Source organism: Streptomyces sp. NPDC034037, from assembly GCF_055575715.1.
In genome coordinates this window covers 964,166-983,427 of record NZ_JBVISC010000001.1, presented here as the reverse complement: position 1 = coordinate 983,427, position 19,262 = coordinate 964,166, and the positions used below count along the sequence as shown (strand labels likewise).

The 19,262-nt window shown below is 74.2% G+C and carries 15 protein-coding genes; 5 read left to right on the top strand and 10 right to left on the bottom strand.

The annotated features are described in order from the left end of the window. Window positions 1-145 precede the first annotated feature (145 nt). From ettA to ACZ516_RS04380, 4 genes are all read left to right on the top strand, one after another. Window positions 146-1,810, top strand: a complete 1,665-nt coding sequence (ettA, locus tag ACZ516_RS04395; protein WP_358587694.1) for an energy-dependent translational throttle protein EttA — start codon at window positions 146-148, stop codon at window positions 1,808-1,810. A gap of 7 nt (window positions 1,811-1,817) precedes the next feature. Continuing rightward, a complete protein-coding gene (locus ACZ516_RS04390) occupies window positions 1,818-2,258 on the top strand; it encodes an acyl-CoA thioesterase (protein WP_358587692.1) in 441 nt (146 codons plus the stop codon). Next, on the top strand, window positions 2,255-2,932 hold the full coding sequence (locus ACZ516_RS04385; protein ID WP_469008404.1) for a DUF8010 domain-containing protein: 678 nt from the start codon (window positions 2,255-2,257) through the stop codon (window positions 2,930-2,932). The genes ACZ516_RS04390 and ACZ516_RS04385 overlap by 4 nt, the downstream gene beginning before the upstream one ends. Window positions 2,933-3,092: 160 nt before the next feature. Then, the gene (locus tag ACZ516_RS04380) at window positions 3,093-4,064 is read left to right on the top strand and encodes an epimerase (RefSeq protein ID WP_469008403.1); all 972 of its coding nucleotides are present in this window, start codon (window positions 3,093-3,095) and stop codon (window positions 4,062-4,064) included. Window positions 4,065-4,118: 54 nt separating this feature from the next. On the opposite strand, the gene ACZ516_RS04375 is transcribed toward ACZ516_RS04380, so the two are convergent. After that, on the bottom strand, window positions 4,119-4,532 hold the full coding sequence (locus ACZ516_RS04375) for a globin (RefSeq protein ID WP_358587688.1): 414 nt from the start codon (window positions 4,530-4,532) through the stop codon (window positions 4,119-4,121). A 113-nt stretch (window positions 4,533-4,645) separates the two neighbouring features. Between ACZ516_RS04375 and ACZ516_RS04370 the strand changes: the two genes are divergently transcribed. Further along, on the top strand, window positions 4,646-5,614 hold the full coding sequence (locus tag ACZ516_RS04370; RefSeq protein ID WP_469008401.1) for a methyltransferase domain-containing protein: 969 nt from the start codon (window positions 4,646-4,648) through the stop codon (window positions 5,612-5,614). Window positions 5,615-5,632: 18 nt separating this feature from the next. Here the strand turns inward: ACZ516_RS04370 and ACZ516_RS04365 are convergent, their stop codons facing one another. The 9 genes from ACZ516_RS04365 to ACZ516_RS04325 all read right to left on the bottom strand — a co-directional run bounded on the left by ACZ516_RS04365 (window position 5,633) and on the right by ACZ516_RS04325 (window position 19,258). Next, entirely contained in the window at window positions 5,633-7,096 is a 1,464-nt protein-coding gene (locus tag ACZ516_RS04365) for an FHA domain-containing protein (protein WP_469008399.1), read from the bottom strand. A 92-nt stretch (window positions 7,097-7,188) separates the two neighbouring features. Continuing rightward, complete coding sequence (locus ACZ516_RS04360; protein ID WP_358587681.1) at window positions 7,189-8,547, bottom strand: vWA domain-containing protein; 1,359 nt, start codon at window positions 8,545-8,547, stop codon at window positions 7,189-7,191. Between the two features lie 82 nt (window positions 8,548-8,629). Beyond that, entirely contained in the window at window positions 8,630-10,240 is a 1,611-nt protein-coding gene (locus ACZ516_RS04355) for a PP2C family serine/threonine-protein phosphatase (RefSeq protein WP_469008398.1), read from the bottom strand. 3 nt (window positions 10,241-10,243) lie between these two features. Further along, window positions 10,244-12,772 carry a serine/threonine-protein kinase gene (locus ACZ516_RS04350; protein WP_469008396.1) on the bottom strand — a complete coding sequence of 843 codons (2,529 nt, stop codon included), beginning with the start codon at window positions 12,770-12,772 and terminating at the stop codon, window positions 10,244-10,246. Continuing rightward, on the bottom strand, window positions 12,769-14,091 hold the full coding sequence (locus tag ACZ516_RS04345) for a coiled-coil domain-containing protein (RefSeq protein ID WP_469008395.1): 1,323 nt from the start codon (window positions 14,089-14,091) through the stop codon (window positions 12,769-12,771). The genes ACZ516_RS04350 and ACZ516_RS04345 overlap by 4 nt, the downstream gene beginning before the upstream one ends. 69 nt (window positions 14,092-14,160) lie before the next feature. Next, a complete protein-coding gene (locus ACZ516_RS04340) occupies window positions 14,161-15,147 on the bottom strand; it encodes a glutamate ABC transporter substrate-binding protein (protein ID WP_469008394.1) in 987 nt (328 codons plus the stop codon). 32 nt (window positions 15,148-15,179) lie between these two features. Then, window positions 15,180-16,646, bottom strand: coding sequence for a hypothetical protein (locus ACZ516_RS04335; protein ID WP_469008392.1), 1,467 nt, complete (start codon window positions 16,644-16,646; stop codon window positions 15,180-15,182). 360 nt (window positions 16,647-17,006) lie between these two features. Continuing rightward, window positions 17,007-18,002, bottom strand: coding sequence for an N-acetylglucosamine kinase (locus tag ACZ516_RS04330; RefSeq protein ID WP_469008390.1), 996 nt, complete (start codon window positions 18,000-18,002; stop codon window positions 17,007-17,009). Beyond that, the gene (locus ACZ516_RS04325; protein ID WP_469008389.1) at window positions 17,993-19,258 is read right to left on the bottom strand and encodes a 6-phospho-beta-glucosidase; all 1,266 of its coding nucleotides are present in this window, start codon (window positions 19,256-19,258) and stop codon (window positions 17,993-17,995) included. The genes ACZ516_RS04330 and ACZ516_RS04325 overlap by 10 nt, the downstream gene beginning before the upstream one ends. Between the last annotated feature and the right edge of the window lie 4 nt (window positions 19,259-19,262).

Below are 19,262 nucleotides of genomic sequence, written 5' to 3'. Positions count from 1 at the left end.
TGACCGACAGTGACAGGCTGGGACCAGCCGGCAGACAGAGAACCCCCAGGTCAGTGCCCCCGCCGCATACGCGTTTCCTCCGAGGGGTGGCCGTCAGGCAAGATGGGGTGTATCTGCCCACTCATCGATTGCCGGACGGTTTCTCTTGGCTGAGTACATCTACACCATGCGCAAGACGCGCAAGGCGCACGGCGACAAGGTGATCCTCGACGATGTCACCTTGAGCTTCCTTCCTGGCGCGAAGATCGGTGTCGTGGGCCCCAACGGCGCCGGTAAGTCCACGGTGCTCAAGATCATGGCGGGCATCGAGCAGCCCTCCAACGGCGATGCCTTCCTCTCGCCCGGTTACACCGTCGGCATGCTCCTCCAGGAGCCGCCCCTGGACGAGTCCAAGACCGTCCTGGAGAACGTGCAGGACGGCGCGAAGGAGGTCATGGGCAAGCTGCGGCGCTTCAACGAGGTCGCCGAGCTGATGGCCACCGACTACTCCGACGCGCTGATGGAGGAGATGGGCAAGCTCCAGGAGGACCTGGACCACGCCAACGCCTGGGACCTCGACGCCCAGCTCGAGCAGGCCATGGACGCGCTCGGCTGCCCGCCCGGCGACTGGCCCGTCACCAACCTCTCCGGTGGCGAGAAGCGCCGCGTCGCGCTCTGCAAGCTGCTCCTCGAAGCCCCCGACCTGCTGCTCCTCGACGAGCCCACCAACCACCTGGACGCCGAGTCCGTGCAGTGGCTGGAGCAGCACCTCGCCAAATACCCCGGCACCGTCGTCGCCGTCACCCACGACCGGTACTTCCTCGACAACGTCGCGGGCTGGATCCTGGAGCTCGACCGCGGCCGCGCCATCGGCTACGAGGGCAACTACTCCACGTACCTGGAGACCAAGCAGACCCGCCTCAAGGTCGAGGGGCAGAAGGACGCCAAGCGCGCCAAGCGCCTCAAGGAGGAGCTGGAGTGGGTGCGCTCCAACGCCAAGGGGCGCCAGGCCAAGTCCAAGGCGCGCCTCGCCCGTTACGAGGAGATGGCCGCCGAGGCGGACAAGATGCGGAAGCTGGACTTCGAGGAGATCCAGATCCCGCCGGGCCCGCGCCTGGGCAACATCGTCGTGGAGGTCGACAAGCTGTCGAAGGCCTTCGGCGACAAGGTCCTCATCGAAGACCTCAGCTTCACCCTGCCGCGCAACGGCATCGTCGGTGTCATCGGCCCGAACGGCGCCGGCAAGACCACGCTGTTCAAGATGATCCAGGGCCTGGAGGAGCCGGACTCCGGTTCCATCAAGGTCGGCGACACGGTCAAGATCTCCTACGTCGACCAGAGCCGCGCCAACATCGACCCCAAGAAGACGCTGTGGGCGGTCGTCTCGGACGAGCTGGACTACATCAACGTCGGCCAGGTCGAGATGCCGAGCCGCGCGTACGTGTCCGCCTTCGGCTTCAAGGGCCCGGACCAGCAGAAGCCCGCGGGCGTGCTCTCCGGTGGTGAGCGCAACCGGCTGAACCTCGCGCTCACCCTCAAGCAGGGCGGCAACCTGCTCCTCCTCGACGAGCCGACCAACGACCTCGACGTGGAGACCCTGTCCTCCCTGGAGAACGCGCTCCTGGAGTTCCCGGGCGCGGCCGTGGTCGTCTCCCACGACCGCTGGTTCCTCGACCGCGTCGCCACGCACATCCTGGCGTACGAGGGCGACTCCAAGTGGTTCTGGTTCGAGGGCAACTTCGAGGCGTACGAGAAGAACAAGGTCGAGCGCCTCGGCCCGGACGCGGCCCGTCCGCACCGCGCCACCTACAAGAAGCTGACCCGGGGCTGAGGCGGCGGTGGCTCGACACATATACCAGTGCCCGTTGCGCTGGTCGGACATGGATGCCTTCGGGCACGTCAACAACGTGGTCTTCCTGCGGTATCTGGAAGAGGCGCGCATCGACTTCATGTTCCGGCTGGCGCCCGGTGACGGGTCCCCGTCGTTCTCGGGCGGATCGGTCGTGGCCCGCCACGAGATCGACTACGTACGGCCGTTGGTGCACCGGCACGAGCCGGTCACCGTCGAGTCGTGGGTGACGAAGATCGGTGCGGCGTCGCTGACCATCGCCTACGAGATCAAGGACGCGGACCAGGTGTATGTGCGGGCCTCGACCGTGGTCGTGCCCTTCGACCTCCAGGCGCAGCGGCCCCGCCGGATCTCCGCCGAGGAGCGGGAGTTCCTCCAGGAGTACGTCGACGACTCCGCCGACGGCGGTTCGGGGGCGCTCGGCGCATGAGCGCGCGGCTGCACTTCGCCGATGCCGGGGAGGCGGCGGACCTCGCCGCCTTCCTGGCCCGCCTCGTCCACTACGACAAGGCGGCCGCGGTCCGGCTCCAGGCCGCCGGGGACACGCTCGCCGTGTTCGGGCGGCCGCCGTCGTTCGACGTGCTCGCCATCCGCACCGCGCGGCTCGCGAAGCCGTACGAGGACGGGCCCACCGCCACCCTCGACGTCACCGTCTCCGCCGGTGAGTTCCTGGAGTCCGTGGGGGGCGCGGCGGGCTCCGAGGGCGTCGCCGCCGTGCCGGGCGCCGTCACCGGGCCGCCGTGGGCGGGCGTGCTGCCGCCGAGGGGCGGCTGGCGACAGGAGACCGAGCTGCCCGTGATGGGCGCGGTGCGCGCTCTGGTGACGGCGGCGGTCACCGAATTCAAGGCCCGCGTCGAGGAGTTGCCCGCCGAGCGGCGGGTGCGGGCCGAGCTGGACCGGGTGGGGCGGGAGATCTGGTCCCGGACCGTCGCCGGGACACCGCTGCCGGTGCGGGCCGCGCACGCCGCGCAGTCGCTCGGCTTCCTGCGCGGCGACACGCTGACCCTGCTCTCCTCGGGGGCGTGGCTGCGGCTGCGTACGGCCTACGGGTCCGTCGCGGTGCGGCGCGCGGGGGTCGGCGGGCTCTCGGTCACGCCCGCGTAGGCGGCCGTTCGCACGGCAGTGACCGCAGGCCCGTCCTCGGGACGGGTCACGGTCCGACGCGCCGCCCGCCGGCGCCGCCAGGTCGGGCCGCCCTCCGTGCCCGGCGGGGCGGGCCGTACGCTCACCACGGGACGTCCGACGTCACGGGGAGGGCCGGCCAGTGAAGATCGTGCTGCCAGGAGGCACCGGGCAGGTGGGGGGCGTGCTGCGCCGCGCGCTGACCGGCGCGGGCCATGAGGTCGTGGTGCTGACCAGAAACCCGGCGCGGGCCGGCGAGGTCCGCTGGGACGGCCGGACGCTCGGGCCCTGGGCGGAGGCGGTCGACGGCAGCGACGTCGTGATCAACCTCGCGGGCCGCAGCGTCAGTTGCCGCTACACCGACGAGAACCTGCGGGCCATGATGGACTCGCGGGTGGACTCCGCACGCGTCGTGGGCGAGGCGATCGCCGCCGCCCACAAGCCGCCCCGGGTCTGGCTCCAGATGAGTACCGCCACCCTCTACGCCCACCGGTTCGACGCCCCGAACGACGAGGCCACCGGCGTGATCGGCGGCCAGGAGCCCGATGTCCCCGGTTACTGGGCCTACAGCGTCGACATCGCGCGGAACTGGGAGCGCGAGCAGGAGCGGGCCGTGACGCCGGCGACCCGCAAGGTGGCCCTGCGGTCGGCGATGGTGATGAGCCCGGACCGCGGCGGCGTCTTCGACTACCTGCGGTGGCTGGTACGGCTCGGCCTCGGCGGGCCGGTCGCGGGCGGCGCCCAGTACATCTCCTGGATCCACGACCGCGACTTCGTCCGCGCCGTGGAGTTCCTGATCGGCCGGGACGACATCGCCGGGGCGGTCAATCTCGCGGCTCCCGCGCCGCTGCCGCAGCGGGAGTTCATGCGGACGCTGCGCGGCGCCCAGGGCATGCCGGTCGGGCTGCCCGCCACGCGGTGGATGGCCGGGATCGGCGCCTTCGTCCTGCGCTCCGACACCGAACTCCTCCTCAAGAGCCGGCGGGTGGTGCCCGGGCGGCTGACGGACGCCGGGTTCACCTTCGACCACGGCGCCTGGCCGCTCGCGGCGGCCGACCTCGAGGCACGGGCCCGCCGTGAGCGGTCCCGGCCCCGGGGACGGCGAGCCGCGTGACGGCCGCGCCGCGCCCATAGCCGTGGAGCGCCGGCCTCGGGGGCGGGGCTGGGCTCAGCCCTCGGAGTTCACCATCGACGCCGCCGCGTACGTCAGATAGTTCCACAGCACCCGCTCGTGCTCCTCGGACAGGCCCAGCTCGTCGACCGCCGCGCGCATGTGCCGCAGCCAGGCGTCGTGCGCCGCCCGGTCCACGGTGAACGGCGCGTGCCGCATGCGCAGACGCGGATGACCGCGGTGGTCGCTGTAGGTGCGCGGGCCGCCCCAGTACTGCATCAGGAACAGCGCGAGCCGCTCCTCGGCCGGGCCGAGGTCCTCCTCCGGGTACATCGGCCGCAGCAGCGGGTCCTCCGCGACCCCCTGGTAGAAGAGGTGCACCAGGCGCCGGAAGGTCTCCTCGCCGCCGACCTGTTCGTAGAAGGTCTGCTCCTGAAGCGTGCCGCGTGGGATCTCTTTCACACCGTCCATGGTCTCAGACGGCCCGGCCGAGTACGGAGGGCTTAGGACCATCGCCCGCCGCCGGCCGCGACCCCGGGCCCCGGCCACTCGCATCGGCGGCGCCCACGCAGCACAGTGGACTCATGGAACCCGATCCCGCACGCGTGGCCGAGCTCCGCACCGCCCTCGTGCGCGAGATCGCGGCGAGCGGGGTCTGGCGGGACGACCCCGCCTGGCGGGCGGCGTTCGAGGCCGTGCCGCGCCACCTGTTCGTGCCCTACTACTACGTCGGCGCGGGCGCCGGCTTCGAGCGGCTGTGGGGCGAGGACCCCGACGCCGGGCGCCGCGCCCGCTGGCTGCGCGGGGCCTACGCCGACACCCCGCTCGCGACCCGCGTACGCGACGGGGAGCTGCTCTCGTCCAGCAGCCAGCCGTCCCTGATGGCGAAGATGCTGGCCGAGCTGGACGTCCGGGAGGGGAACCGCGTCCTGGAGATCGGCGCCGGGACGGGCTACAACGCGGCCCTGCTCGCCCACCGGCTCGGCGACGCCCGGGTCACGACCGTCGACCTGGACCCGGAGATCACCGAGTCCGCGCGGCGGCACCTGGCGGCCGCCGGACACCGCCCGGCCGTGGTGACCGGCGACGGGGCGGCCGGCTGCCCCGAGCGCGCGCCCTACGACCGGATCATCGTGACCTGCACCCTGACCTCGGTGCCCCGGCGCTGGCTCGCCCAGTGCGTCCCGGGCGCCCGGATCCTCGCGCCGCTGGCGACCGGCCTGATCGCGCTGACCGTGCGGGAGCCCGGGGAGGACGGGCACGCCGAGGGGCGCTTCCTGCACACGCCCGCCTACTTCGTGCCGCTGCGCGGCGCCGGCGTGCGCACCCCGCAGGAGCCCCACCTCGGGGGGCTGCCGCGCGGGGCCGTGCAGAACGAGCTGTTCCGTTTCCTGCTGGAGCTGACCGCGGACACCCTCGACCCGCACGAGGCCCTCGCGCTGTGGCGGCGCGAGGGCCGGCCGGTGCGCGAGCGCTTCGGGGTCAGCGTGCGCGGGCGGTACGAGTGGGCCTGGCTGGACGACCCCGAAGGGCCGTACGCCTGGCCGCTGTGACCGCCCGCCCGCGCGGGCTCAGTCGCGGCGGATCGTGATCGTCGTCCAGGCGCCCACGTGCACCTGGTCGCCGTCCTGGAGCGGGACGGGGACGAACGGCTGGATGGGCTCCTCGCCGCCGTTGACCGTGGTGCCGTTCGTGGAGTTCTGGTCCACGACCGCCCAGCTGCCGTCCGGCTGCTGGACGAGCATCGCGTGCTGGTGCGAGACGCCCGGGTCCTCCGGGGGCACCGACAGGTCGATGTCCGGGGTGTCGCCCGTGGAGTGGCGGCGGCGGCCGATGGAGATCTGGTCGCCCGCCAGCGGACGCCGCTGCTCCGGCGAGTACGCGGGCAGGTTCAGGCCCGACGCCTCGGGGCCGCTGCGCTGCATCATCGCCATGAAGTACTCGCGGTCGGGACCGATCGTCGCCGTCCACGTCCCGGGACCCTGGGGTGCCTGGGGTGCCTGGGGTGCCTGGGGCGCCTGCTGGGCCTGCGCCTGCGTCGGTCCCTGCTGGCCCTGCTGCTGCGGGACCTGCTGGGCCTGCTGCTCGGGCGGACCCTGCGGACCCTGCTGGCCCTGCGGACCCTGCGGATTCTGCTGGCGCGGCGGGACCGGCTGGAAGACGTCCTGCCGCTGGAACGGCTCCTGCGGCCGGGCCGGGGACGACGGCGGCGAGATCACCCAGTCGTCGCCGCCACCACCGAAGGACGGGCCGCCGTTGCCGGGCGGCGGGGGAGGGGGGCCCTGCGGGGCGCCCGACTCCCGGGGGAACGCGGGCGGCGCGGGCGGGCCGGGCGGGCCGGCCTGCTGGAACGCCTGGGGAGCGCCGGGCGGCGGGGCCTGGCCGGGCAGGTGCTGCCGGCCGCCCTCACCGCTGTCACCGCCGTTGCCGTTGCCGTTGCCGAACGGCGGGATCGGCTCGGCGGGCCGGTTCATCTGCGAGGGGCGCGAGCCCTGGTACTCGTACGGGTCCTGGCCCGGGCGGGGCTGTCCGGGGTGACCGGGCTGCCCCGGCTGTCCGGGGTGGCCGCCGGGCGGGGGCTGCTGCTGGAACGGCTGGGCGGGGCGCGGCGCGGGCGCGCCGGGACCGCCCTGGGTGTTCGGCAGCGGCCGGATCGGCGCGGCCGGGGTGTACGAGGTCGCGGTGTTCGTGAGGAAGTTCCAGCGGCACTCCTCGCAGAACGGCGCGTTCGCCTCGCGGGGCGTGCGGCACTGCGGGCACAGCTCCGGCTCGGCGTCCGGTTCCGGCCCGGAGCCGGGACGCGACTGCCCGGGGCCGGAGCGCGGGAAGCCCTGGTCCTGGCCGGGAGGCGGGAAGCCCTGGTCCCGGCCCGGGGGCGGGAACCCCTGGTTCTGGCCCGGGGGCGGCGGCGGATAGCCGTACCCGGCCGCGGGCGGCGGCGGGGGAGGCGGCGGTACGGCACCGGCCATGCGGTGACCGCAGACCTCGCACCAGTCGTCGGAACCCGACTGGTGTCCGTTCGGGCAGGTCGGCATGTCGGCGCTTCCCCCTCTCCTTCTGCGGCCCCGAGGGCCGTACGTACTGCGTCTTGGTGGTGTGCGGCGCCGGGCGCCGCGCTACCGCTCGGTCACGTCTGCTTCTTCACGCGAACGGTCTTCGTCGACCGCGTCTCGAGTGTCATCTCGTCGGCCTCGGCGACCTTCGCCTTCAATCGAACAGTACCTTCCGCGGCGTCCACCACGTCCACCACCTTCGAAAGCAGTTTCGCGGTATCCGCGTTGCCCGAGGCGGCCGCGAGCTGCACGGCGCGGCCGAGCTTGGCGGTCGCCCCGTCGAGGTCCCCGGATTTGCGGGCGTCGAGTCCCTGCTGGATGACCTGGGCCAGTTCCGCCTGGCCCGTGTAGTGCGCGACCTGCGGATTGATCGAGGTGGAGGCCGCCATGTCGTCCGTCCACACCGCCCGCACCAGCCCCTGCGAGAGCGTCTGTGCGCTGCCGTCGCCCTGCGGCACGACCAGCGAGACCCGGGCGGCGAGCATCTCCTGGCCGAGGTCGGCCACCGGCACCCGGACACAGATGTGGTAGTCGCGGGACTCGTCGCCCCAGGACCCCGTGGGGTAGTCCCCGGAGCGGGGGCCCGACTCCGTACGGCGGTGGGTCAGGTCCGCCACGGTGGGCGCCACCTGCTTCACGAACGCGATCTCCACGCCCATCGGCGTCCACAGCCGCAGGCTGACGTCGGCGACCTCCTTGCCCATCGCCGTCTCCATCATCCGCGTGAAGTCGGCGCGGAGCCCGGCCGGATCGGCGACGATGTCGGCGGTGCCGAGCAGCGCGGTGGCGATCCCCGTGACCTCCTTCACCTCCCAGTCCGTGCCGACGCCCCGGGCGTCGCAGGTGAAGCGGCCCGCGCAGGAATCCAGCGCGGCCTTCAGGGCCTCGGGCGACTCGTGTTCGTTGCGGCCGTCGGTGAGCAGGATGCCGTGCCGCACGGCGGACGCGGCGACGTCGGCGGAGGCCAGCAGCCGGTCCGCGAGCCGCAGCCAGGTGCCGATCGCCGTGCCGCCGCCCGCGCTGAGCCGGCGCAGCGCCTGCTTGGCCTGCTCACGGGTGTCCGGACCGGCCACCGCGAGGCGGCCGTTGCCCGGGTAGACCTCCGTGGCGACGTGGGTGCCGGCGATCACCGCGAAGCGCACCCCGTCGCGCACGGCGTCGACGGCGGCGGCCGTGGCGTCCCTCGCGCCCCGCATCTTCGTCGGTGGGTAGTCCATCGAACCGGAGCAGTCCACCATGATCGCCACGGCGGCGTCCGGGCCGTGCCCCGCGCTGTACAGGTGCGGCGCGCCGACCGCGGAGCCGATCGTGCCGCCCCCGGTGGAGGTCACCGTCGCGATGGCGTTGACCTCGCGGCCGCCCTCGGGCAGGAACTCGTTCTGGTAGACGTCGATCGAGAACTGCGGCACGTTCGACTTCGAGAAAATGGCCATGGATGCTGCTCCCCCTCAGATCCTCGGATCCTCACACCTTGTCGGCGTCCGCACGGCCGGCCCCCCCGGCTCCCGTACGGTGCTAGGCCGATCCTGCCCCTCGCGGCGCGTGGGGGAACGGGACGACCGCCACTGTTACGTTGTCGTGGCCCCCGCCGTCCAGCGCGTGGCCGACCAGGACCTGGGCGCTGTGCAGGGGCCGTTCGGCGGCGTCGGCGGGCACGGCCCGCGCCATCTCCTCGACCGCTTCCGCGTAGTTCCACAGTCCGTCCGTGCAGACCACGACCACGCCGGCGCGGTCCGGCTTGAAGGAAGCGGTGTGCGGCTCCAGTTCGTAGGCGTCGGCGCCGAGCCAGCCGGTGATGGCGTGCGCGCGCTCGTCGGCGTACGCCTCCGCCTCGTTCATCAGTCCCGCGGCGACCATCTGCGCGGCCCACGAGTCGTCCTCGGTGAGGCGGACGGTGGGGCCGCTGCGGTCGTCGGGCACCCAGTAGGCGCGGCTGTCGCCGACCCAGCCGACGACGAGCAGGCTCCCGGCGACGACGGCGCCGACCAGCGTGCAGGCCGGCGCGTTCTGGTGCGGGGTGTGCTCGCGGGCGGAAGTGGCTTCGGCGGCCAGCGCGTTGACGGCGTCGGCGGCCGACAGGATGGCCTCGTGCATGCCCTGCTGCGGGTGGACGCCGCGCGGCAGGGAGTCCAGGAGCGACTCGCTCGCGGCGCGGGAGGCGGCGAGGGAGGCCTCGTCGGGGCGGGTCGCGGAGGAGACGCCGTCGCAGACGATCGCGACGACGGCGGGGGAGCCGTCGGGCAGCGCGGCCGCGGAGATCGCGAAGGCGTCCTCGTTGCGGTGGTGGCGCAGGCCCCGGTCGCTGACGGCGGCGACCGTCTCCAGCTCCTCCTCCATGTGGTCGCGCTCGCGCGGCTGGGCGTGCCCGCAGTTCTCGCAGTACCCGTCGGGGTCGACGCGGCCCGAGCGGCAGGCCACGCAGAGCTTGGCGCCGGCGGCCGGGTCGGCGCCCGCCTCCGGGGCATCGGAGGCCGGCGGATTCCCCGGCGGGGCCGTCAACTCCCCACCCGTGGAGTCGGTGCCGGGCACGTCGCTGGACAGATGGGTGGGCGCCGGGGCCCCGGAACCGTCCGCCTCGGGCACGAGCGGCCACGCGGCGGGCCGGTCCGCCCCGCCCTCGGGCCGATTTGCCGCGCCCTCGGGCTGGTTAGCCCCGACTTCGGGCCGATCGGCCGCGACCCCGGGCTGGTCCGCCCCGGCTCCGGGCTGGTCCGCTGCGCCCTTGGGCCCGCCCGGCGCGGCGGTGGGCCTGTCCGGGGGCACGATGGGCGCGGACGGGGTGGCGATGGGCTTGTCCGGGGCGTTGGTGGGCTCGTTCGGGGCCACGAGGGGCCTGTCTGGAGCGGCGATGGGCCCGTTCGGGCCAGCGACAGGCCTGTCCAGGGGCGCGGCGGGCGCGGACGGGGCGGCGGCAGGCCCCCCGGGGGCGGCGCTGGGCCCGTTCGGAGCGGTGGCGGGCTCCGCCGGGGCGGCGATGGGCCCGTTCGGGGCACCCGCTGCTGGGGCGGTGGTGGGACGTGCCGGCAGCGCCGACAGGTCGTACCCGCACGCACCGCAGAACAGGTCACCCGGCTCCAGCGGCTCCTCGCAGCTGGGGCAGGCCGACAGTTGGGGCATCTGCGACATCACTCACACCCACGTCCTGGGGCGGAAACGGTTGGCCCGCTCCACCAGTTCGATCCTCTCCTCGCCACCCTGTGCGAGCCGGGCCAGTGTCCGGTACGAACGCTCCAGACCGAACCGGAGACCGCGCTCGTCCAGATCGCTGCCGAGCAGCACGGTCCGCGTGCCGGTGGTGGCCGGTGACGCGGAGACGTGACCAGAGTGCCCACCGGAGAGTACCCAGTCGAGCGCCGTCCCCAGTACCTCGGTCGACAGGCGCTCCCTGCGCACCGCGTCGAGACCGAAGCCCGCGAGCGCCTCGATCTCCCCGGCCGCGGCCGTCAGATCGTCCAGGAGCGCCGGACCGGGCGACGCCGACGACGTCTCCACGCGCCGGCGAAGTCGCGCCCGTACGGCGGCGACCCGGGCGGCGGTGTAGTGGATGGAGGACTCCGGCACCGACTCCAGGGTGCGCACCGCGCCCGCCCGGTCGCCGGCGGCGAACCGCACCCGGGCCAGGCCGAACGCGGCGCTGACATAGCTGGGGTCGGTGGCCCACACCAGGCGGTAGTACTCGGCGGCGTTGTCCGGCTGGCCGAGGACCTCCGCGCACACGGCGAGCGCCAGCTTCGGCGCCGCCTCGCCGGGGAACGCGTCGTAGACCGCGTCGAAGGAGAGCGCGGCGCTCTCGAAGTCCCCGCCCGCCAGCGCGGCCACGCCCCGGTACCAGACCACCCGCCAGTCGTCCGGATACCGTCGCTCCAGGTCGGCGAGGGCCTCGGCGGCGAGCGCCGCCTCCCCCGTGGCGAGCCGCGCCCACAGTCCGCGCAGCCGCAGCTCCACGGAGTCGGCGGGCGCCGTCCCGAGCGCGGCGATCAGCTCGGCGGGCGCGGACGCCAGAAGACCGGCGAGGAAGCCGGCGTTGGGGTCGTTCGGGTCGACGTGCGGCACCGGCAGCGCCAGCGCCGTCGCGGCGGCGTCCAGCGGCCGTACGGACGCGGCGGGCGGCGCGGGCGGCGGCTCACGCCGGCTCCCCGGCCCGGCGGGGGCCAGCGGGCGCGCCCCGAGCCGCGACGCGTCCCCGGACAGCTCCGCGAACAGCTCCGTGTCCGTGACCTTCACCTCGGGCCCGAAGAGCGTGGACAGCGAGGGGCGCGGCGTGCCCGTCTGGAGCGCCACGACCTCCCGCAGGACGCCCGTGAGCTGCTCGGCCATCTCCTGCGCGGAGGCGAAGCGGCGGGCCGGGTCGGGGTCGGTGGCGCGCACCAGGAGCCGGTAGAACGACTCGTACGTACGGAAGACCTCGATGGTGTCGGGGTCGGGCAGGCAGTCCACGAACACGTTCGTGTAGCCCTGGAAGTCGAAGGTCAGGACGGCGAGCGTGCGCGCGACCGTGTAGAGGTCGGAGGCCACCGAGGGTCCCGCCTCGGCGACTTCGGGCGCCTGGTAGCCGACCGTGCCGTAGATCGCGGATTCGTCGTCGTCCATCCGGCGGACCGCGCCCATGTCGATGAGCTTGAGCTGGCCCTCGGTCTGGATGGCGTTGTCCACCTTGAAGTCGCAGTACAGCAGATTGCGGCTGTGCAGATGGCCGAGGGCCTCCAGCGCCTCGATGCCGTACGCGCACGCCTGCTCGACCGGCAGCGGATCGCGCCGCCCGTCGGGCGTGCGGCGGCCGTTGGCGATCTCCTTCAGGGACTTGCCGCCGACGTACTCCATGACGATGTAGCCGTCCATGGAGCCGGTGCGCTGGTCGAGGTGCTCGACGAAGTTGTAGATCCGCACGATGTTGGAGTGCTCGATCTCGGCGAGGAAGCGGCGCTCGGAGATCGCGGCGGCCATCGCGTCCTGGTCGCCCGTGTCCAGCAGGCCCTTGAGGACCACCCAGCGGTCGGACACCGCCCGGTCCACGGCGAGGTACACCCAGCCGAGGCCGCCGTGCGCGAGACAGCCCACGACCTCGTACTGGCCGTGCACGATGTCGCCGGGGTCCAGCTTGGGCACGAAGGAGTACGGGTGGCCGCACTTGGTGCAGAACCCCTCGGTGCGGCCCGGCCGCTCCCCGCGCGCACGCCCCACCGGGGCGCCGCAGTCCGAGCGGGAGCAGAACCGCTTGCGCTCGGGCACCTCGGGGTCGTCGAGGACCGCGCCGCGCGGGTCGGGGCGCGGCACGTCCGGCACGCTGACCAGGCCGACGCCGAGCCGTCCGCGCCCCGAGGCGGAGGCCGCCGAGCCCGAGCTGCGCACCGACACCGAGCGGGAGGTGGCGCGGCCCGAGGCGGAACGCGACAGCCGCCCCGACACCGACCTGCGGGACGACTGGGAGCGCGCGGACGCCCGGGACGAGCGGGAGGACGAGCGGGACGAGCGGGCGCTCGAACTGCCCGCGCCGCGTGCCGCCTTGTCGCCGCCCGTGATGCCCGTGGGCGGTGAGCCCACCGTGCCGTCCCCCGTGACCGCCGGGGCCAGACCGCAGGTGTCGCAGTACAGTTCGCCGCCGCCGACATCCTCGTACGACCCCGTGCAGCCGGGCCGCCGGCACTGCCGCTCGCTCACGCTTCCTCCCTCCGGTCGGCGGTCCCGCCCTGCTGCGGGATCCGCGGCGTTGCGAGCACCTCGGCGACCGCCCGCTGATAGCGCAGCACCGCCTGTTCCGCCACGCGCAGGTCGCAGGGCGCGCTCCACAGCATGCGGCGCGCCGCGTCGTACCGCTCGACGAGCAGCGGGTCCTCGGCGTGCCCGAGCCGGGTCACCTTCGCCTTGTACGCGTCCAGGCGGCCGCGCAGCTCCGCGCGGACCGCGAGCGGAGCCGTGACGGCGGTCAACGACTGGCGGGCGCGCAGCAGTTCGTCCTCGGCCTTCTCCTCCAGGGACTCCAGGAGCGGCGAGAGGCGGTGCCACTGGGCGTTCCTGCGGTAGTCGGCGGCCCGTGCCAGCTGCTCCTGGAGGGCGGTCGGCGGTCCGCTGACCGCGGGCACCTCGGACGCGGCGATCTTGGCGAGGACCTCGCCGCGGGCGCTCCTGGCCTCCGCCAGGGTGCGGTCCGCGCGGGAGAGCAGGTCGCGCAGCCTGCCGAGGCGGGCCTCCGCGTCCTGGCGGACGGTGAGGACCGCCTCGATCTCGCGGCGCACGTCCTCCAGGGCCCGCGCCTCGCGGTCGTAGCGGTCGGTGTGCGGGCGGCCCCCACCGGGCGCCGAACTGCCCTCCGCGCGCCGCCAGAAGGCGAGCGGGTCGCTCACCACCTGCTCGCGCAGGGCGGTCAGGGCGCGGGTGATGCGCTCCAGGTCGTCGCCGGCGGGGTGCTCGCCGGGGCGTACGCCGACCGAGTGGGCGAGCTGGCGGGTGCGGGCCAGTTCGGCGGCGAGCAGGTCGATGCGGGCGGGCAGCGCCGACCACACGGCGTCGGCGGCGACGACCATGTCCAGGGAGCGCGCGTACAGGTCGTTCATGCGGGCCACCAGCTCTTCGAGCGTGAAGCGCTCGGTGAGCTTGGCGGGGCCGTCGAGCGAGGGGGAGGTGCCACCGGCGTCGGCGCCCGCGACGGTCACGGACTGCCCGCGCAGCAGCTCCGTCAGTTCGGCGAGGTCCTCGCGGCTCGGCCGGCGTCTGCGGGCGCGCAGCTCGCGCGCGGCGTGCAGGGCACCGGCGTAGGCGTCGAAGTAGGCCCAGAGCTGGGTGATCCGCTGCTCGGTGACCACCCAGCGCTCCTGGGTGACGCCGGTGAGCCGGGCGCCTTCGAGGAGGCGCCGCCCGGCGTGGTCCTGGAGGGCGAGGAGCGAGGTCTCGATCGCCTCGTGCTCGGCGTCGAGGCGCGCCAGCGCACGGTCCACCTCGTCCCGGTCCATCACCGGACCGGGGGGTTCCGTGACGCTCATCGATCACCTCTCCGCTCTGCGTTGCCGCAATTTCAGTGCCACCAGGTCCGTCGCCCGCTCCGGGCCGCGTCAGTCGCGGTACTCGGGCTCGGGCGGGCCCGCCACCTCGCCGAGACCGCCCCGCAGCCACTTGTCGTAGGACTTCTGCCAGCCGCCGTCCTCGCGGTAGTCGTCCAGGACCTTGTTGACCCGGCGGACCAGGTCGTCGGCGCCCTTCTTCATCGCCACGCCGTAGTGCTCCGTGGTGAACGGCTCCTCGCCCTTCAGCTCGACCGTCGGGTCCTGTGCGGCCTGGCCCGCGGCGAGCGCGCTGTCGGTCACCACGGCGTCCACCTCGCCGAGCTGGAGCCGCACCAGGCAGTCGAGCTGATTGGGCACCGTGGTGGAGATGTCGGCACCGAAGCTCTTCTTCTTGAGCTCCTCCAGGGCGATGGAGCCCGCCGCCGAACAGACCCGCTTGCCCTTCAGCGTCGCGTCGTAGCCCATGATGTCGGACTTCTTGGGGGCGAGGACCTGCTGGCCCGTCTCGAAGTACCCGGTGGAGAAGTCGACCTGCTCCAGGCGCGCGCAGTTGACGGTCATGGTGCGCACCACCATGTCGACCTGGCCGCTCTCGATGGCGGGGATGCGCTGGTTGGTGGGGATGGCGCGGAAGACGACGGCGTCGCGGTCGCCGAAGATCTCCTCGGCGATCTTTCGCGCGAGGTCGATGTCGAAGCCTTCCAGCTCGCCGCCCTGCTTGTTCGGGTCGCGGTAGCCCCAGCGGTAGCTGTTCTGGTCGACGCCGACGATCAGCTTCTTGACCGGGCGGTTCTTGATGGCGTCGATCGTCGGGCCGTCCTTGCCCGAGGGGCGCGGGCTCTGGTCGTTGCAGTCGTCGGCGTCCGCCCGCGCGGGCGAGGCCACCGTGGTGCCCGAGCCGTCGTCCGGCGCCGTCCGCCCGCCGTGGTGCGCGGGGAGGGCCAGGACGAGCGTCCCCGTCAGCGCGCAGGCCAGACCCATGGCGCCGACTCCGCCCCAGCCGCGCAGCCTGGCCGTGCCGCGTCGGGTACGCATCGTCCGCGTGCCCCCTTCCACCTCTGACCCCATCACCGGTACTCCGAAAGCCTGCGGCCGATGCCGAGCACGGCGCCCGCGGCGCCGAGGACCGCGAGCACGGCGGCGCCGACCGGCAGCCCGGTCATCGCGCCCCTGCCGTCCTCGGCGGCCTGCTGGAACTCGCGCTGTTCGTGCGCCAGGGCCCGGTCCAGGGCCGCGTCCACGTTGTCGAAGCACTCGCCGGTCGGGGCGTCGCCCTTGGCGCCTATGACCTTGTCGAGCGCTCCTTGGTAGTCACCGGAGTCGTCGCTGGAGCGGGCGGCCTTGTGGCGGTCCTTCCAGACGCCCACGTTCTTCGCGGCCTCGGCCACCGGGCGCTCGCCGGCCGCGTCGTCGGCGAGGTCGGCGGCCTCGCCGAGCAGGCCGCTGTCCGCGCCGCCGAGCCGCTTCATCTGCGCGCGGTAGGAGACGTCGAACTTGTCCTCGGCCTCGCCGCGCACCTCGGTGGTCTCCGCGCCCCGGCTGACCAGGGTCAGGTTCTCGTCGCCGCGGGCCTTCAGGGAGCTGATGCGGGCGTCGTTGAGGACGTTCAGGGACCGCACGCCGTGGTCGTAGGAGTCGTCGAGCCCGGAGCGCGCGAAGGTGTGGCCGGCGACGAGCCACAGCAGGACGACCGCGGTGGCGGCGCTCGCGGCGAGCAGGCCGTGGTTGAACACGCGGTTCGTGCGGAGGTAGTTGCGGCGCTGCGCCCAGAGGAGGGCGGCGAGCGCGAGGACGCCGAGGGCGAGGGCGGGCCACGGGTAGGGCTCGGCCTTGCCGTAGTCGGAACCGAGCCGTTCGTTCTCCGCCTTGTAGAGCTTCTCGGCGGCCGGGAGCATCTGCGTCTGCATCTTGTCGTTGGCGTAGCGCAGATAGGCGCCGCCGAGCGGCAGGCCCTGGCGGTTGTTCGCGCGGGCGCGCTCGATCAGGCCCGTGTACTGGGGGAGCAGCTTGTTCAGCTTGGCGACGGCGGCGGCCGAGGAGGAGTCGGGGCCCGCGTTCGACGCGGCCGTCGCGAGCTTGTGCGAGGCCCGCTCGATGTCCCGCTCGTACCGGTCGCGGACGGCCGCCGGTTCCTGGCCGCCCGCCAAGAAGCCGCTGGACGCCGCGGTGTTGGCGTCCGCCAGCGAGCGGTAGACGGCGGCCGCGTCGGAGGTCAGCGGCTGGCTGCGGTGCAGTACGTCGTCCGCGGCGGCCGAGCGGTCCGTCATCTGCCAGGCGGTGACCGCGCCGAACGCCACGACGAGCAGGGCGAGGACGGCGCCGATGATCCGCAGCCGGCCCGGCTCCGTGGTCGCGGCGGCGCGCAACCGGTCGGTGCCCTCGGCCCAGGCGGTGCGGCGCGGCGCGCCGGGCCGCGACTCCGGGCGCCCCGCGGCGGACCCCGCGACCGGCGCCTGCGGCGGCACCGGGGCGGCGGGTGCCGTGGGCGCGGGCGGACCCGGCGGGGCCGCGCCGCCGTTCGGCGGATGTGTCACCTGACCTCGACCTCCCCCTCGGTCATCGGACGGCTGCTTCCACCCGGCGCCGCACAGGCCGGGCCCGGCGCGGGAAGAAGTGCACGGCCGCAAGTATTGCCACAGGCAAGGGCATCCGCACAGGCCTTGCCCCGATCTTGCGTGGATCCCCACCCTGGAACACGAGATCGGCGACCACCCGGTTCCCACCGGCGCGCGCCGGCTGGGCCTGGGCCGGGTTGGCTCCCGCCCCGCGCGCGGCGACGGGGGGCTGGCGCGCGGGGACTTGGCCGGGGGGGCAGGCCCCCGCGCATACGGCGTGGGCCTGGGCCGGGGTGATTCCCGCCCGCGCGCTCGGCGCGGGCGGGTGGGAAAGGGGCGTTAACGCCCGTGTGGGGCGTCCTCGTAGTGGGCGCGGATGCGGGCGTGCGTGTCGGGGGGCGCGCCCGTCCGGTCGAGGCCGAGGAGGGCCGCGCCGAGCACCGGGCGGGCGAGGACCACCCGGGGTTCCGCCTTGGGGGCGCGTTCCGCGAGCAACGACCGGATCCGGTCGTCCAGTTGGGGGTGGCGGGCCGCGAGGACGCTGCCGCCCAGCACCACCGGCGCCTCCTCGTCGAGCAGGCCGAGCCGGTCCAGGGCCACGGTGGCCATCGCGACGACCTCGTCGGCCATCCGGTCCACCAGGGAACGCGCCACGGCGTCCCCCGCCGCCGCGGTCGCGAAGAGCACCGGCGTCAGCTCGTGCCGCCTGGCGGGGGCGATGTGCCCGAGGTGCAGCGCCTCGATGAGCGCGTACATGGACGGCAGCCCGAAGTGCCCGGGCAGGGCCACGCGCAGCGCGGTAGGCCCGCCCCGGCCGTCCTCGGCCCGCGCCGCGTGCCACAGGGCCTCCTCGGCGAGCCCGCCGCCCCCGCCCCAGTCGCCGGAGATCCGGCCGATCGCGGGGAAGCGGGCGGTGCGCCCGTCCGGCAGCATGCCCACGCAGTTGATGCCCGCCCCGCACACCACGGCGACGCCCCGCGGCTCCGCGTCCTCCAACAGGCCCGCGCGCAGCACCGCGAAGGTGTCGTTGCGCACGTCCACGGACGTGCCCCAGCCGCGCCGCCCGAGCGCCAGCGCCAACTCCCGTTCCTCCACGGGCAGATCGGCGTTGGCCAGGCACGCCGAGACGTGGTCGACCGTGTCGGTGCCCGCCTCGGCGAGCGCGGCGCCCACCGCCCGCGCGAGCACGTCCACGGCCGGTTCGACGCCGACGCGGGGTGGCTGGAAGCCGCCGCCGCGGGCCGCGCCGACGACCCGCCCGTCGGCCGTGACCACCGCGACGTCGGTCTTGCTGTTGCCCGCGTCGATCGCGAGCACGCTCCCGCCTACGCCCACGCCAGGTGCTCCCGGTTGTGGGCGAGCAGGCGGTCGGTGAGGGTCTCGGCGTACGCGTACTGCCCGACCAGGGGGTGGGCGAGCAGCGCCTTGAAGACGCGGTCGCGGCCGCCGTGCAGCGCCGCCCGCAGGGCCAGGTCCTCGTACGCGGTGACCTGGGCGACGAGCCCGGCGTACAGCGGGTCGAGGCGGGGCACGGGCAGGGGCCGGGCGCCCGAGCCGTCCACCGCGGCCTGCACCTCGATGACCGCGTCGTCGGGCAGGAAGGGCAGCGTGCCGTTGTTGACGGTGTTCACCACCTGGTGGGGGCTGCCGCCGTTGCCGAGCAGGGACGCGGCGAGGTCGACCGCCGCCTCCGAGTAGAAGGCGCCGCCGCGCTGGGCGAGCAGCGCCGGCTTCTCGTCGAGCGCGGGGTCGCCGTACATCGTCAGGAGTTCCCGCTCCATCGCGGCGACCTCGGCGGCCCGCGACGGCTTGGTCCGCAGCTCCTCGACCACCGCGTCGTGCTGGTAGTAGTAGCGCAGGTAGTACGAGGGCACGACGCCGAGCCGGTCGACGATCTCGCGCGGCATGTGCAGGTCCTCGGCGACGGCCGCCCCGTGCCGCTCCAGGAGCCGGGGCAGGACGTCCTCGCCCTGGGGGCCCCCGAGACGTACGCCGGTCTCCCAGGTGAGGTGGTTGAGCCCCACGTGGTCCAGGTGCACCTCGGCGGGCGCCACGTCCAGCAGCTTGGCGAACTTCCGCTGGAAGCCGATCGCGACGTTGCACAGGCCGACGGCCTTGTGCCCGGCCTGGAGCAGCGCCCGGGTGACGATGCCGACCGGGTTGGTGAAGTCGATGATCCAGGCGTCCGGGTTGGCGCGCCGGACGCGCTCGGCGATGTCCAGGACGACCGGCACGGTGCGCAGCGCCTTCGCGAGGCCGCCGGCGCCGGTGGTCTCCTGGCCGACGCAGCCGCACTCCAGGGGCCACGTTTCGTCCTGCTGGCGGGCCGCCTGCCCGCCGACGCGCAGCTGGAGCAGGACCGCGTCGGCGTCGGCGACGCCCGCGTCCACGTCGGAGGTGGTGACGATGCGGCCGGGGTGGCCCTGCTTGGCGAAGATGCGCCGCGCGAGGCCTCCGACGAGTTCGAGACGGTCGGCGGCCGGGTCGACGAGGACCAGTTCCTCGATCGGCAGGGTGTCCCTCAACCGGGCGAATCCGTCGATGAGTTCGGGTGTGTAGGTCGACCCTCCGCCGACCACTGCGAGCTTCATTGCG